This window comes from Streptomyces sp. NPDC008001 (assembly GCF_042958085.1).
Lineage (GTDB): Bacteria > Actinomycetota > Actinomycetes > Streptomycetales > Streptomycetaceae > Streptomyces.
On the sequence record NZ_JBIBIZ010000007.1, the window covers coordinates 153,021 to 166,763 of the forward strand.

Here is a 13,743-nt window from a genome sequence, read left to right on the forward strand (position 1 = left end):
CCCGCGTCCCCTGCGAGGTCCTCCCGCCACTTCCATCACACCACGCCCAGAGGTGCCCCGCCATAGCGGTGACCTGCGTGTTTGTCAGCGTGTCGTGCGGCCCGGGGCTTTTTGGAGGAGTCGGCTCGGACGCCGCCTTCACGCTTTCGGACGGCCCGGCCGACGGCCGGGGCCGAAGGCCGGGATCATGGGATCGACGAGGCCGGCCAGGGGAGCGCGAGCATGGTGGGAGTCATCGCCTACGGCGTGACCGCCGACGAGCGACCGCTGCTGGAACGGGCACTGGGCCTGGAATACGACCTGCGGTGTCTCGACCTGATCCTCAACTGGGACACGGTCGCGACGGCCGCGGGGCGGGACGTGGTGTGCAGCAGTGTCAACGACGTCCTGGACGGCGAGGTCCTACGGGTACTCGCGGCCGGTGGGACCCGGTTGATCACGCAGCGGGCCACCGGTTACAACAACATCGACCTGGCGGCGGCGCGGGCGCTGGGGCTGACAGTGGCGCGGGTGTCGTGGTACTCGCCGTACGCCGTGGCGGAGTTCGCCTGGGCGCTGGCTCTGGCGGTCAACCGCAGGATCCCGCGGGCGGTTTCCCGCACGCGGGACTTCGACTTCCGGCTTGACGGGCTCATGGGTCGCGACTTCCATGGCCGGACCGCCGGCATCCTGGGCACGGGCAAGATCGGCACGGCCTTCGCCCGCATCGCCTCCGGCTTCGGCATGCGACTGCTCGGATACGACGTTGCACCCAGTGACGAATGCCGCGCACTGGGCGTGGAGTACGTGGAACGCGACCGGCTCTTCGCGGAATCGGACCTGCTCAGCCTGCACGCACCGCTCGTGCCCGGCACCTACCACGTGGTCGACGCAGCGGCGCTGGCCCTGATGAAGGACGACGCCATCCTGATCAACACCAGCAGGGGCGGGCTCGTCGACGCCCATGCGCTGGTCGAGACCCTGCTCGCGGGAAGGCTGCTCGGCGTGGGTCTGGACGTGTACGAGGAGGAGGCCGGCGTCTTCTTCTTCGACAAGTCGCTGGAGGTGATGGCGGACGATACCCTCGCCCGGCTGATGACCTTCGGCAACGTCCTGGTCACCTCCCACCAGGGCTACTTCAGCCGCGACGCCGTGCAGCAGATCGTCGAGGCGACCGCCGCGAACATCGCTGATCACCTGGCTGGGCGGCTCGGCGAGAACACCCTCGTCGGGCCGGGCACGGGCGAAGCGGGCTGATCAGTGCCCTAGGTGGTGCGTCGGCTGGCCGACACAACCCCGTCACGTGTCACTGTCCGGCATTACCCGGTGGCGAGCCGCGCAGAGTGGCCAGGCGCCGCGCGTACTCCTCCTCGTCGATCTCGCCGCGGGCGTAGCGCTCGGCGAGGATCTGCTCGGCGTTCGTGGGAGCCTGACCCCTCCGCCAGTCGGGGTACGGACCGCCTCGGGACGGACGGGCGAGCGCTCGGAAGAGCAGGACGGCCGCCGCGATGATCAGCACCCAGAACAAGATCATGCTCATGGTCATCGCGAACAGGCCCCAGCCGCCGACGCCGTGGTCGTACCAGAACATGGCCGCTTCACTTCCCCAGGTCATCCGGGGTGCCGGGCGGTCGTGCCCGGCTGCCGTACTTCCATGGTCGCTCGGGCGGGGGGTTCCGGGAGGAGCGATCAGCCGGGTTCGACGGTCAGGTCGAGGAAGTGCGCGGAGCAGGAGATGCAGGGGTCGTGGTTGCGGATGGCGCGTTCGCACAGGTGGGTGAGTTCGGCGTCGGTGGGCTCGCCGTGCTGCAGCCGGTCCTCGACGAGGCGGCGGAGGTCGTCCTCGATGGCTCCCTGGTTCTGGGAGGTGGGCGGGATGAGGCAGGCGTCGGTGACGAGCCCCGCGGTGTCGAGGGTGTAGCGGTGGTAGAGGGTTCCGCGTGGTGCCTCGGTGGCGCCGTGGCCGGTTCCCGGCCGCGGGGGGACGTCCACGGCGGGGTGCGGTGGGGGTTCGTAGGCGTCGATCAGGCGCAGGGCTTCTTCCACGGCGTAGAGGACCTCGACGGCGCGGACGACGATGCTGCGGAAGGGGTTGCGGCAGACGGCGCCGGTGGCCGGGTCGGGCAGTCCGGCCGAGTACGCGGCTTCGCGGACGGTGGGTGGGAGCAGATGGCCGCTGACGGCGTACCGGGCGAGTGCGCCGGTCAGGTGGCGCCGGCCGTCGAGTCGGGCCTGGAGGGCGGTGGAATAGGGCACCTGCTCCTCGGCCACGTGCGCGGTGAAGTCGGCGAGAGGGAAGGTACGCACGTCCTGCCCGGCGTCGTACGGCAGCACGGTGGGGGTGCCGGTCTCGATGGCGTAGGTGTCCGGGGTGGCGAGGGCGAAGAAGTCGGCGTCGCACTCGGCGTCGGGGAAGCCGAGGCCGGCCACCCAGGCGACGGTGGCGAACGCGTCGTCCCGGGCTTGGCGCAGGCGCTCGGAGAGCGGTCGCAGCTCTGTCCGTTTGGGGACACGGTGGAAGCCGCCCACGCGCATGTTGACGGGGTGGATGGCACGGCCGCCGAGGATCTCGACGATGGTGTTGCCGGCCTGCTTGAGCCGTAGTCCGCGTTCGACGTCGGCGCGGTGGGTGCGGGCGAGCTCGATGGCGTCGTCGCAGCCGAGGAAGTCGGGGGCGTGGAGCAGGTAGATGTGCAGGGTGTGGCTTTCGATCCACTCGCCGCAGTAGATCAGGCGCCGCAGTGCGGCGATGCGGTCGTCGACGGTGACGCCGCATGCGTCCTCGATCGCGTGGCAGGCGCTGGTCTGGTAGGCGATCGGGCAGATGCCGCACACGCGGGAGGTGAGGTCGGGTGGTTCTGTGTGGCGTCGGCCGCGCAGGAACGCTTCGAAGAAGCGCGGGGGTTCGTAGATGCGCAGCTGGGTCTCGGTGACGGTGCCGGCGTCCCCGATGCGCAGCCGCAGCGCCGTCTCGCCCTCGACACGTGCCACTTCGCCGAGCCGGAGTTCACGCAGTTCGTCGCGGGTCATCGTGGCTCTCCCGGCCGTTTGGTGCCGGGCTCGACCTCGTGCCCCCGCTCCGGTTCGACGGCGGCGAAATCATTGACGTTGAACGTGTGCAGGAGGCGGAGGACGTCCTCGTCGCTCATGCCGTCGCTCCGCAGGAGCGGGATCATCGCGGGCATGTTGGCCGAGCCGGACGGGCCGAAGCAGCCGTAGCAGCCCCGCCCGTAGGCCGGGCACAGCGCCCCGCACCCGGCATGGGTCGCCGGACCCAGGCAGGGGATGCCGCGGGAGACGGGAAGGCAGGGAGTGCCGCGTCGTTTGCAGGCGAAGCACACGCTGTGGTTGGGGATGTCGGGTCGGCGGCCGGCGAGGAAGGCGGTGATCACCTCCACCAGCTGCCCGCGGTCGATGGGGCAGCCGCGCAGCTCCAGGTCGACCGGGACGTGGGCCTCGATGGGGGTGGAGGTGGCGAGGGTGGCGATGTACTCGGGCCTGGCGTAGACGGCGGCGCGGAACTCCTCGGCGTCGGCGTAGTTGCGCAGGGCCTGCACGCCGCCGGCGGTCGCGCAGGCGCCGATGGTCACCAGGTACCGGGACTCGGCACGGATGCGCCGGATGCGTTCCAGGTGCTCCGGGGTGGAGACGGACCCCTCGACCAGGGACAGGTCGTACGGACCCGGCTGGATGTCGCTCGATGCCTCCACGAAATGGGCGATCTCCACTTCCGCGGACAGCGGCAGCAGCTCGTCCTCGCAGTCCAGCAGCGTCAGCTGGCAGCCGTCGCAGGACGCGAACTTGAAGACGCCGAGCCGGGGGCGGGCGGGTGCGGCAGACGAAGCCATGTCACAACTCCCTTACGGCCAGGAGATGTTCTGCCCGGTCGTAGCCGACGACGGGGCCGTCCCGGCAGAGCAGGAGCGGTCCGAGCTGGCAGTGGCCGCAGTGTCCGGTGGCGCAGTGCATGTTGCGTTCGAGGGAGATGCGGATGTGCTGTGCCGGTACACCGCGGTGCAGCAGTTCACGCGCGGTGGCGCGGATCATGACCTCGGGGCCGCAGACGAAGGCTGTGGTCTCGGGCGGGGCGAACACCGCCTGATCGAGCAGGGCCGTCACCACTCCGACGTTGCCGGTCCAATCCGGGCCGGCCCGGTCCACCGTCACGCCGCAGTACGGGCGGCCCAAGCCGTCCAGCTCCGACCGGTAGAGGAGGTCCGCGGGTGTACGGGCGCCGACCAGAACGTTCAGGCGGCCATAGTCCTTCTGTCCGGACAGCGCCGCCCGTACGAGTGGCCGCAGCGGGGCGAGCCCGATGCCGCCGGCCACCACGAGCACGTCCCGCCCGGCGGCGGACGGCAGGTCCCAGCCGGTGCCGAACGGACCGCGCACGCCCACCTGCGTCCCCGGCCGCACCGCGCACAGAGCCCGGGACGTCGCGCCCACGCCCCGGATCGTGTGGGTGAGCACGTCGCCGTCGAGCCCGGCCACGGAAACCGGGATGTCCCCCACGCCGAAGGCGTAGAGCATGGCGAACTGCCCGGGCACGAAGAACGGCAGCGCCTCGCCGACCGGCTCCAGCTCGATCGTACGGGTGTCGGCGGACTCGGGCCGGTTGGCCGTCACCCGGTAGGGGAGAGGGACGGCGGTCACCCCTGCGCCCCGCTTCCCGCTGGACCGTAGAGGTCCAGCAGCCGAGTGCGGGCGGCGCGCAGACGGCGGCCGATGACCTCGACCACGTACATGAGGAGGGCGTGGTCCAGCTCGTGGTCGCGGTCGCAGAGCTCCAGGACTTCCGCCGCGTGGAACTCCCAGGCGCGTACGGGGCTCGTGGCCTCGGCGCCCAGGTGCCACTGGTGGGGCGGGCACAGCCAGGACCAGCCCAGCATCCGCCCGGGCCCCAGCGTCTCGACGACCGCCGCCCGCCGCCCCGGTACATGGATGTCCAGGGCGACGTTGCCAGTGCGGATGATCCAGAACCGGTCGGCCTTGCCGCCCTCCTCGAAAACGCGGGTGCCCGCCTCGAACGTCACCTCGCTGCTGAGCGCCAGCAACCGCTCCCGCGGCTCCTCGGGGATGGCCGCCAGTACACCGCTGCGCTTCACGACGACGTCCCGTCCTTTCCATCGGCGTGCCCTTCGAGGGCTTCACGGTGCAGGGCGTGGGCCTCCTCCGTGATGTCGATGCCGACCGGGCACCAGACGATGCAGCGGCCGCATCCGACGCAGCCGGAGCTGTCGAATTGGTCCCACCAGGTGCCGAGTTTGTGGGTGAGCCACTGGCGGTAGCGGCTGCGCCCGCTGCTGCGGACGGAGCCGCTGGGCAGATGGGTGAAGTCGAGGTCGTAGCAGGACTCCCAGCGCCGCCAGCGTTCGGCGTGGTCGCCGGTGAGGTCGGTGACGTCCTCGGTGGTGGTGCAGAAGCAGGTGGGGCAGGCCATGGTGCAGTTGCCGCAGGTCAGGCAGCGGGCGGCGACGTCGTTCCAGCGTTCGGCGTCCAATGTGCCGGCGAGCATCGCGCGCAGGTCGACCTCTGGCATGGTGCGGCCCATCCGCCCGGCGGCGGCCTCGACGTCCTCGCGGGCGCGCGTACGGGTGAGGTCGTCCGCGGGCCGCCGTGGCAGGGCGGCCAGGACCTGTGCGCCCTCCTCGCTCCCGGCACGGGCCAGGAACCGGTGACCCGCCTCGTCCACCACCTCGGTCAGGGCGAGGTCGTAGCCGGGCCGGGCCGCCGGTCCGGTGTCCATGGAGACGCAGAAGCACGTGGCGCCGGGCTCGGTGCACTCCACCACGATCAGGAAGGCGCTGCTGCGGCGGGCGCCGTAGGTGGCGTCGCGGTGCGGGCCGCCGATCATGACGCGGTCCTGGATCTGGATGGCCCGCAGGTCGCAGGGCCGTACGCCCAGGAAGGCGAACGACGGCGGCTCGGGGTTCTCGGGGCGTACCGTCATCTCGCCATCCGGGCCGCGGTCGGCGGTCCACTGCCGGACGCGTTCGGGGTGGAGGAAGTACTTCCAGGACTGCGGCCCGGCGCTGTGCGCGAAGGCCGCCTCGTCGGTGCGGCGCTTGACGCGGTAGTAGCCGGCTTCGTGCTCCACGCCCCAGCCGTACGGCAGCCCATCCGCCGACTCCAGCTCCGCCAGCACGATGGCCTCGTCCCGCACGGTCGGACCGATCACCGTGCGGCCCCGGGCGCGCAGCTCCCGCACGAGCGCACCGATGCCCTCCCGGTCCAGCACGCAGGCCGTGTCGCCGTCGGCCGGCGATGCCGTCGCGGAAGCCATGACATCTCCTGCCCGTGTCGCGGAGGTGATCCTCTCCAGCCTGACCACACGTCCGGTGCCCCGCACGCTGAGCGTGCCGGGAGAGGGGCCTCTGGATTCTTCGTCAAGCACGTGGGCAGCTCGGTCCCGGGTTCGATCTTCTTCGTGGGGCGTGAGACCGTCTGGTCGTGCCAGAGACGATGAGTGGGTTGGAGGCGGCCTTGGCTGAGGCGTCGTCTCCTACATGGACGCAACGGATTCGTGCCGGGCGTGACCTTGCTTCCTTCGCCGAAGTTCCCGAAGCTGGGGAGGCGCTGGTGGGGTTGCTGTTGGACGTCGAGGACACGGCAGTGACCCGGCAGACAGCAGAGGCCCTGGCCCGGGTGGGGACGGTAGCCGCCATGAGGCTCATCGCTCTCGCGGTTGCCGATGCTGACGACAATCAGGCCGACTGGCTGCAGACCGGGGTATGCGACGCGTTCGTGGGACCGGACGGCGTGCCAGACCTCGCAGTGGTCTGCGGTGAACTCGCCCGCGACCCGGAAGAGGCTGTCCGTCAGGGTGCCACAGCCGTCTCGGCGTGGGCAGACGACACAAGGCGATGATTCGAATCGACCATCCTGTGGGCTTGTTCATGCAGCCGTCGTCCGGAGTGCGAACCGGCCGCTGATGCGTCACTCCCAGCTCGTATGTTCGACAGGGGTGAGAGTCATGCCGGGTCCGGAGGCCGGCGGTCTTCTTGCAGGACCGCGAGAAACACAGCGGGGTTAGCGCAGGCGCCGCAGATACGGGTCGTACGCCTGCCGGAGCTACAGGCGGATGCGGGCGTCCAGCGCCATGACGCCGTCCGGGCAGGGCACCACGGGGTTCAGGTCGGCCTCGGCCAGCTGGGGCAGGTCGCAGGCCATCCGGGACAGGCGCAGCAGCAGCTGTTCGAGGGCGGCGAGGTCGACGGGGGTGCCGCCGGGGCGGCCCGCCAGGAGTGCGGAGCAGCGGGGCGTGGTGATCAGCGCGTCCACGTCGTAGGCGGTGAGCGGGGCGAGCCGCGCGGCGTGGTCGGCCAGTACGTCGGTGGCGGTGCCGCCCTGTCCGAAGAGCACGAGTGGGCCGAAGACCTGGTCCTGGACGACACCGGCGACCAGTTCCAGTACGTGGGGCGCCTGTGGCTGCACGACGACGCCGGCGAGCCGGTCACCGAAGCGCGTCGCCAGGTCCCGGTAGGAGGCCCGTACCTGGTCCTCGCCCTGGAGGTCGAGGCGGACGGCGCCCTCGCGGGTCTTGTGCACCAGCCCGGGCCAGTGGGCCTTGAGCACCACTCGCCCGCCGGGCCCGGCCAGCCGCGTGGCCGCCGCCGCGGCGGTGTCCTCGTTGCACACCCACTCCCAGGCGACCTGCGGGATGCCGTAGTGGTCCAGGAGGCGCGCGCATCGCACGGGGTCCAGCCAGCTGCCCTCCGGCCGCTCGGCCAGCCACTCGGCCACGTCCGCCCGGGCGCCTTCCGTGTTGATGCCGGACGGTTCCGGGGGTGCGGTCTGCGGCCTGTTGCGCCACCGGGCGTGGGCGGCCGCGTAGGACAGTGCGCGGGCGGCATCCTGCGGGTCCGCGTAGACGGGGACGGCGCCGCCGCGCTCGCCCGGCAGCAGCTCGACGCGCGTCGGTCGGTCGACCAGGACGAGCGCCGTCGCGCACCGTGGCCTCTCCCCGGCACCAGTGAAGGCCCGTACCGGATCGTCACCCGTGGCGGCGGCCAGAGCCGTGGGCACCAGCACCCCCAGCACGGTGTCGACATCGCGGTGGGCCGCCAGCAGCTCCAGGCACGCGCGCAGTTGGTCCTCCGAGACGGCGGCCGTGGTGTCGACCGGGTTGCCGACGGCCGCGCCCGGCGGCAGCACCGCCGCGAGGTTCGCCGCGAGTGAGGGTTCCAGCGGACGGACGTCCAACCCGGCTTCGCTGCAGGCGTCGGCGGCGAGTACGCCCACGCCGCCCGCGTTGCCGACCACCACGACCCGGTCGCCCGTCGGCAGCGGCTGGCTGTGCAGCAGCGCGATCGCATCCAGCAGTTCGCCGATCGAGCGGGTGGCGATGACACCGGCCTGGTGGAACAGCGCCTGGCGAGTCACCGTCGGCGTGGCGGCAGCGGCGGTGTGCGAGGCCGCGGCCCGCCGCCCGGCCTGCGACCGTCCGGCGTCCACTGTCAGGACCGGCATGCGCTTGCTCACGCGGCGAGCGGTGCGGGAGAAGGCGCGCGGGTTGCCGAACGACTCCAGGTGCAGCACCGCCAGGTCGGTGCGCCCGTCCTCCTCCCACCACTGCAGCAGGTCGTTGCTGCTGACGTCGTACTTGTCGCCGAGCGAGACGAACGTCGACACGCCGATCCCCAGCCGGGACAGTCCATCCAGGAGGGCGATGCCCACGCCGCCGGACTGCGTCGCGACACCGGCCGTGCCCGGCAGCGGGAATCCGGCTGCGAACGTCGCGTCCAGCCGGACGTCCTTCTCCGTGTTGGCCAGGCCGAGGCAGTTGGGTCCGGCCAGACGCATACCGTACGTGCGGCAGGCCGCCCGCAAGGCGGCGGCCTGGGCCTGGTCGAGTCCGGAGGCCACCACCAGCAGCGCCCGTACCCCGCGCACGCCGCACTCCTCGGCGACCGGTGGCACCGCCCGGGCCGGAACGGCCAGGACCGCCAGCTCCGGGACCTCCGGAAGTTCGGCTACAGAGGGGTGGCAGGGCAGGTCGTCGAGTGCGGGCCCGTGCGGGTTGACGACGTACAGCGGGCCCGCGAAGCCGGCGGCCCGCAGGTTCCGCAGGATCGCCCGGCCCACCGATCCGGGGCGGTGGCCGGCGCCCACGACAGCGACCGACCGGGGCCGCAGCAGCGGCCGCAGGCTGGCGATGTCGGCCGTCAAGGTGTTCCAGCAGGAGCGTCCCGACGCCGCGGTGGTGCCACTCGTCCGCCACTGCGAGGGCGACCTCGGCGGACACTGGCCCGCTGCCCGGCGCCGCGTGGTACTCGGCCAGCCCGACCACCTCACCGTTCGCCTCGGCCACCACGGCCCGGTCGCCCGGTCCGGCGTCCCGGCACAGCGCGTCCGCCGCCTGCTGGGCGACGAGGTTCCCGGCGGAGAAGAACCGCAACCGCAGATTCGCCGGGGACATGTGCTCATAGAACCGGAAGACCGCCGCATGATCCTGCGGCACGACGGGTCTGACGTGCACGGTCGTCCCATCGGCGAGCAGCGCGTACGCCGCGACGGCGGGTGGCTGCGAGGTACGGGTCATGGCACGGACGCCTCCTCACCTTCCAGGGGGACGCGTGGGCCGGTATGGCAAAGGTGCCGGACGGCCTCTTTTACGACCCGCTCGGCGACGGAACCGACGGCCGCGGCAACAGCCGGGGTCAGCCCCGGGCCCAAGGAACTGTCGGCTCCCTCGACCGCGTACACGACCAGGCGCTCCGGCATCCGGTCGAGCGCACGGGCCAGCGCGACCGCGTCGGCCGGCCCCAGTCCGTGACCGCTCGTCGCACCCGCCGGCCCCCCGGGGCACGTGGCCGGCTCCAGGCGGTGCACCCGCCCAGGACGGCTGGGACGGGCGCGGGCGGCGTCCACCACGACGGCCAGCTCCGCCCCCTCCCACAGCCCGATCAGCCGCCCAGGCTCCCCGTCGCAGGACACCAGCCGGATCCCGGCTGGCAGGCCGCCGCGGCGGGCCCGTTTCCGTAGTCTGGCGACGACCGCGGGTCCTGCCCCGTCGTCCCGCCGGAACTCGTTGCCGACACCGATGACCGTGACGCGGTGGACCACCACCATGGTGTTCGCTCCCTGTGCTGGCTTCCGTGGGCCGGGCGTTCGTGGTCTGCTGGAGAGGCGGAGACCGGTATTCCGGCGATGTGACCACGCAAGCGGTGACGGCATGCATGCGCAACTCGGTGACCACTTGATCGTCGAGAGCCCGGCCACGGGCGCGACCAAGCGCGATGGGGAGATCGTCGGCCTCCGTCACGCCGACGGCGCACCGCCCTATGACGTTCGCTGGTCGGACACGGACAAAGTGACCCTGGTCTACCCCGGACCGGACTCCCACGTGCACCACCCCGAGCACCATCCGCAGACGGGACAATCGGGCTAGGAGGAGGCGCGGGCGATCTCGGACGCCACCATGGCGGACCTGTACGAGCTCACCATGGCCCTGTCGTACTTGCGCGAGGGGCCGACTGGGCTGGCGACGTCCAGCAGGTCCGCCGGGCGGACGGGTGGCCAACCCTGCGTGCGCCCCATCTGGCCGAGCTGCCACTCGCGCTGGCGTGCCCCCGCCGGGTACGGCGGGGGGCACTTCAGATCACCGGCGGCGGGCCTTGAGCAGCCAGGCGACGGTCGGTACGGCGAGCTGGACAATCAGGCTCTTGGTGTCGTTGCCGTTGAAAGCCGCCGTGTAGCCCGCGACGTAGCCAGTGGCCATGGCCACGATGAGGACGTTTGGTAGGCGCGGACCGTCGCCCGCGTGGGTGACGGACGGCATACTGGTCATGGTTGCCTCCTGTTGGGTTCGGGTGTGTGACCGTCTGCCGCCCCCGCAGAAGCTGTCCAGGCGTGGCGGGGGCGGCAGAAATCTTCGCTAGTCGGCCTTCGCTGTGGTGCGGCCCTTCTTGAGGAGCTCGTCCACCAAAATCTCGAGGCGGGCGAGGCGTTCCTCGATTGTGCCCTCGGCGGTGGAGGTGCCTGATTCAGAGTCCCTGATGGCCGCGGCTGGCTCCGTCTGGCCGAGAAGGCGTGCCGCCACCTGCTCCACAGCCTTCGGGCAAGTGCCACGGAGTGCGGCCAAGGAGATGAGCAACGCCCGCTCGGAGGCTCCGCGGGCAACCTCGGCGTCAGCCCCTTGCAGGGATCCTGCGGTATCGGGAGCGGGATCAGACAGGACGCGATCTGCCACTCGTTTAAGGTCGCGGTAGAGCTCGGCTGCCATCGCCTCGGTAAGGACTGAGGGGATACTCCTGGGCTCTTCCGGCGCAGTTTGGCGCTTTAGCCACCACACAAGCGAGGGTTCTGAGGAGCCGGAGAACGTCTCGTGAATTCTCGTGTGCGGTGGCAGTTGGATCTCCCCGTCGTTGGCCGTGGCCGTGCTGACGGAGCTGCTCAGGTTCTGCAGGCCTTCGAGTGCCTCGTAGTCCTGCACGAGGCGTTTCGCTTTGAGCCATGCCGTTTCGAGACGGACACGGGACGCGGCCCGCCCGTAGTCCTTCGTGCCCCGCCCGAATCGCTGCTGCGCTGCCGACCTCGACACGCCGAGCTCCTGGCCGATCTGTTCCCAGGAGGTACCGCGGGCACGCTCGTGCTCCACTGCTCTCTTGAGCAATTCGTCGGCCTGGTCGCGCAGGGCGATGGCTTGGTGAACGAACTGGCCGAGTCGAGGCTGCAGGCCGGCCTCAGAGGTTGAGGCGCCGGACGCTTCGGTGGTGACGTCCTGCGAAGTCATGTGTCAATGCTCAGACGTGAGACTCCGTCATGTCAAGCCAGCCGAGACAAATTGTCAAGCTGACCCATCACTTACGTATTGGGTTTCGTCGTCGCCGGCTGAGGCTGGCTGGGCGTGCGACGAGGTGAAACGAGAGAAGGCCGCTCTTGGACTCCGTCCCCCAGGCGGCTGTCTCGAGCACGACACGGGAACTCGCGACGCACGTGCGTCACCGGATCGAGAGGGAGATCCTGGCCGACGCACGGTGAGCGAGCGTTGCGGGCCCTACCGGTGAGGTACCACGGCCACCGGACAGCCCGCGCGGTGCAGGGCCGTGTGGGTGACCCGGCCGAGGTGCAGCCCGAAGCCGTCCTGCCGCCGAGTGGCCCCGAGGACGAGCAGATCGGCGTCCGCGGCCGGCCCGAGCAGGGCGCGGTGCGCCGGTCCCTCCACCACCGTGCGGGTCACGGGGACGTCCGGGTGTGCAGCCACGGCTTCCTCCAGCACTTCGTCCAGGACTGCCCCGGCCCATTGCTCGTGGGACCGGGCGGCGGACTCGAGCCCGGTCGTGGGGTCCGTGGGCTGCTGGGGAGTGCGCCAGGCCCGTACGGCCTGCAGCTCGCACCCGCGGGCCTCGGCTTCGCGGAACGCGAAGCGTACGGCGGTGGCGGCCTCGTCGGCCTCGCCCACGCCGACGACGACCCGGTGGCTCATGCCCTTGACGTTGCGTTCCTCACCACGCACGACGACGACCGGGCAGTTGGCGCGGCCCGCGACGGCGAGGCTGACCGAGCCCAGCAGGAGTTCCTTGACGGCTCCGCGTCCCGAGCTGCCGGTCACCACGACGGACGAGCTGTCGGACTCCTCCACGAGCGCCTCCACGGCGTCGTCCGGCGCGGTCACGGCGTGCACCGCCAGGCCGGGGGAGAGCTGCCGGGCACGCTGCTCCGACGAGGCGGCGATGTGCTGGGCCGCCACCTCCTCCGCGGGCCGTTCACCCGTGAAGGACGGCACCGCGCCTTCGTAGCGCTCCCACAGGGACGCGTACACCACGCGCAGTGGGAGGCCGAAGCGGGTGGCTTCCTCCGTGGCCCAGTCCAGGGCGGCGAGGCTGCCGTCCGACCCGTCGACGCCCACGACCACTGGGTGCTCCACTGTGCTCACCGCCTTGCCGGTGCATCGGACCGGAATGCCGGCCGATGCTGTTGCCCCCGCCTCCACCATCCCTCGCCCTCGTCGTCACGGCATGCGCGGGGCGCACCGGGTTTCCGGAGTGCGGACGGCGGCCGGGCTGTGGAAGATGGGGCGGAAGCTGCCGTTGCTATCAGGAAGCGGGACACGGCCATGGCCACGGAACCAGGAGACGGAGCCGGCTCTCCTCGGGTACGTCCTGGCAGCGATCTCGGTCGGCGTGTGGCGCAGCGACGGGAGGAACTGGGTCTGACCCGCGAGGAGACTGCTGCCCGGGCCGGGATGGACCCCGGTTACCTCGCATACGTGGAGTCGCAGACCGGCGTTCTCTCGCTGGAGGCCCTGTCCGGGCTGGCGGACGCGCTGGGGATCTCGGTCTCCGCCCTGCTGGGTGGGGACACCGAGCAGCCACCCGGCCGGGGCTCCCTGGCCCGTAGTCCGGTGCTGGAGGAGCTGCCACTCGAAGAGTGCTGGGAGAAGCTCGCGGCGGGGGGTGTCGGCCGGGTGGTCTTCTCCAGGTCGGAGGGGCCGGAGGCCGCACCCGTCAACTACCGGTTCGTCGGTGACGCCGTCGTCTTCCGCAGGGCCGCCAGGGGCGCGCTCGCGAGCGTGGTCGGCGGTGAGGTGGCCTTCGAGGTCGACAGGATCGACGAGGCGCGCAGTGAGGGGTGGAGCATTCTCGTTCGGCGGATGGCCGAACCGGTCACCGACCCACAGGAGCAGCAGCACCTGCGGGACATCGCCGACCCGCAGCCCTGGGCGGGCGGCGAACGGGAGACCTGGGTGCGCATCCCGCTCGGCACGATCAGCGGCCGCCGCATCCGCAGCGGCCTCTAGGCCCTCGGTGGGGCAGACGGAGA

At 71.4% G+C, this 13,743-nt stretch carries 14 protein-coding genes and 2 pseudogenes; 4 read left to right on the forward strand and 12 right to left on the reverse strand.

Annotated features, from left to right (window positions below; all coding sequences use genetic code 11):
- Positions 1 to 225: 225 nt before the first annotated feature.
- A complete protein-coding gene (locus ACFZCD_RS19785) occupies positions 226 to 1,236 on the forward strand; it encodes a 2-hydroxyacid dehydrogenase (RefSeq protein WP_391833110.1) in 1,011 nt (336 codons plus the stop codon).
- Positions 1,237 to 1,285: 49 nt separating this feature from the next.
- Here the strand turns inward: ACFZCD_RS19785 and ACFZCD_RS19790 are convergent, their stop codons facing one another.
- The 6 genes from ACFZCD_RS19790 to ACFZCD_RS19815 form a co-directional block, all read right to left on the reverse strand.
- A complete protein-coding gene (locus ACFZCD_RS19790) occupies positions 1,286 to 1,570 on the reverse strand; it encodes an SHOCT domain-containing protein (protein ID WP_391832519.1) in 285 nt (94 codons plus the stop codon).
- 98 nt (positions 1,571 to 1,668) lie between these two features.
- The gene (locus ACFZCD_RS19795) at positions 1,669 to 3,009 is read right to left on the reverse strand and encodes a Ni/Fe hydrogenase subunit alpha (RefSeq protein ID WP_391832521.1); all 1,341 of its coding nucleotides are present in this window, start codon (positions 3,007 to 3,009) and stop codon (positions 1,669 to 1,671) included.
- The gene (locus tag ACFZCD_RS19800) at positions 3,006 to 3,827 is read right to left on the reverse strand and encodes an oxidoreductase (RefSeq protein ID WP_391832523.1); all 822 of its coding nucleotides are present in this window, start codon (positions 3,825 to 3,827) and stop codon (positions 3,006 to 3,008) included. Before ACFZCD_RS19800 ends, ACFZCD_RS19795 begins: the two co-directional genes overlap by 4 nt.
- 1 nt (position 3,828) lies before the next feature.
- Entirely contained in the window at positions 3,829 to 4,632 is an 804-nt protein-coding gene (locus ACFZCD_RS19805) for an FAD/NAD(P)-binding protein (RefSeq protein ID WP_391832525.1), read from the reverse strand.
- Complete coding sequence (locus ACFZCD_RS19810; RefSeq protein WP_391832527.1) at positions 4,629 to 5,084, reverse strand: Crp/Fnr family transcriptional regulator; 456 nt, start codon at positions 5,082 to 5,084, stop codon at positions 4,629 to 4,631. Before ACFZCD_RS19810 ends, ACFZCD_RS19805 begins: the two co-directional genes overlap by 4 nt.
- Complete coding sequence (locus ACFZCD_RS19815) at positions 5,081 to 6,262, reverse strand: 4Fe-4S dicluster domain-containing protein (protein WP_391832529.1); 1,182 nt, start codon at positions 6,260 to 6,262, stop codon at positions 5,081 to 5,083. The genes ACFZCD_RS19810 and ACFZCD_RS19815 overlap by 4 nt, the downstream gene beginning before the upstream one ends.
- Positions 6,263 to 6,429: 167 nt before the next feature.
- Here ACFZCD_RS19815 and ACFZCD_RS19820 point away from each other — a divergent pair, with 167 nt between their 5' ends.
- Complete coding sequence (locus ACFZCD_RS19820) at positions 6,430 to 6,846, forward strand: hypothetical protein (RefSeq protein ID WP_391832531.1); 417 nt, start codon at positions 6,430 to 6,432, stop codon at positions 6,844 to 6,846.
- Positions 6,847 to 7,050: 204 nt separating this feature from the next.
- On the opposite strand, the pseudogene ACFZCD_RS19825 reads toward ACFZCD_RS19820, so the two are convergent.
- Together ACFZCD_RS19825 and ACFZCD_RS19830 are read right to left on the reverse strand one after the other, a co-directional pair.
- Positions 7,051 to 9,520, reverse strand: a pseudogene (locus ACFZCD_RS19825) (GNAT family N-acetyltransferase).
- Positions 9,517 to 10,050, reverse strand: coding sequence for a hydrogenase maturation protease (locus tag ACFZCD_RS19830; RefSeq protein ID WP_391832532.1), 534 nt, complete (start codon positions 10,048 to 10,050; stop codon positions 9,517 to 9,519). Before ACFZCD_RS19830 ends, ACFZCD_RS19825 begins: the two are co-directional and overlap by 4 nt.
- A 103-nt stretch (positions 10,051 to 10,153) precedes the next feature.
- On the opposite strand from ACFZCD_RS19830, the pseudogene ACFZCD_RS19835 reads away from it, so the two are divergent.
- Positions 10,154 to 10,343, forward strand: a pseudogene (locus ACFZCD_RS19835) (DUF1918 domain-containing protein); the annotation flags it as partial.
- A 22-nt stretch (positions 10,344 to 10,365) separates the two neighbouring features.
- Here ACFZCD_RS19835 and ACFZCD_RS19840 read toward each other — a convergent pair.
- The 4 genes from ACFZCD_RS19840 to ACFZCD_RS19855 form a co-directional block, all read right to left on the reverse strand.
- Entirely contained in the window at positions 10,366 to 10,518 is a 153-nt protein-coding gene (locus ACFZCD_RS19840; RefSeq protein WP_391832534.1) for a hypothetical protein, read from the reverse strand.
- Positions 10,519 to 10,579: 61 nt separating this feature from the next.
- On the reverse strand, positions 10,580 to 10,705 hold the full coding sequence (locus ACFZCD_RS19845; RefSeq protein WP_391832536.1) for a hypothetical protein: 126 nt from the start codon (positions 10,703 to 10,705) through the stop codon (positions 10,580 to 10,582).
- Positions 10,706 to 10,855: 150 nt separating this feature from the next.
- Positions 10,856 to 11,713: a hypothetical protein gene (locus ACFZCD_RS19850; protein WP_391832538.1), complete on the reverse strand. Its 858-nt coding sequence runs from the start codon at positions 11,711 to 11,713 to the stop codon at positions 10,856 to 10,858.
- Between the two features lie 264 nt (positions 11,714 to 11,977).
- Positions 11,978 to 12,847, reverse strand: coding sequence for a universal stress protein (locus ACFZCD_RS19855; RefSeq protein ID WP_391832540.1), 870 nt, complete (start codon positions 12,845 to 12,847; stop codon positions 11,978 to 11,980).
- 189 nt (positions 12,848 to 13,036) lie between these two features.
- Between ACFZCD_RS19855 and ACFZCD_RS19860 the strand changes: the two genes are divergently transcribed.
- Positions 13,037 to 13,720 (forward strand): helix-turn-helix domain-containing protein, encoded by a 684-nt coding sequence (locus tag ACFZCD_RS19860; RefSeq protein WP_391832541.1) that lies wholly within the window; start codon positions 13,037 to 13,039, stop codon positions 13,718 to 13,720.
- Positions 13,721 to 13,743 lie beyond the last annotated feature (23 nt).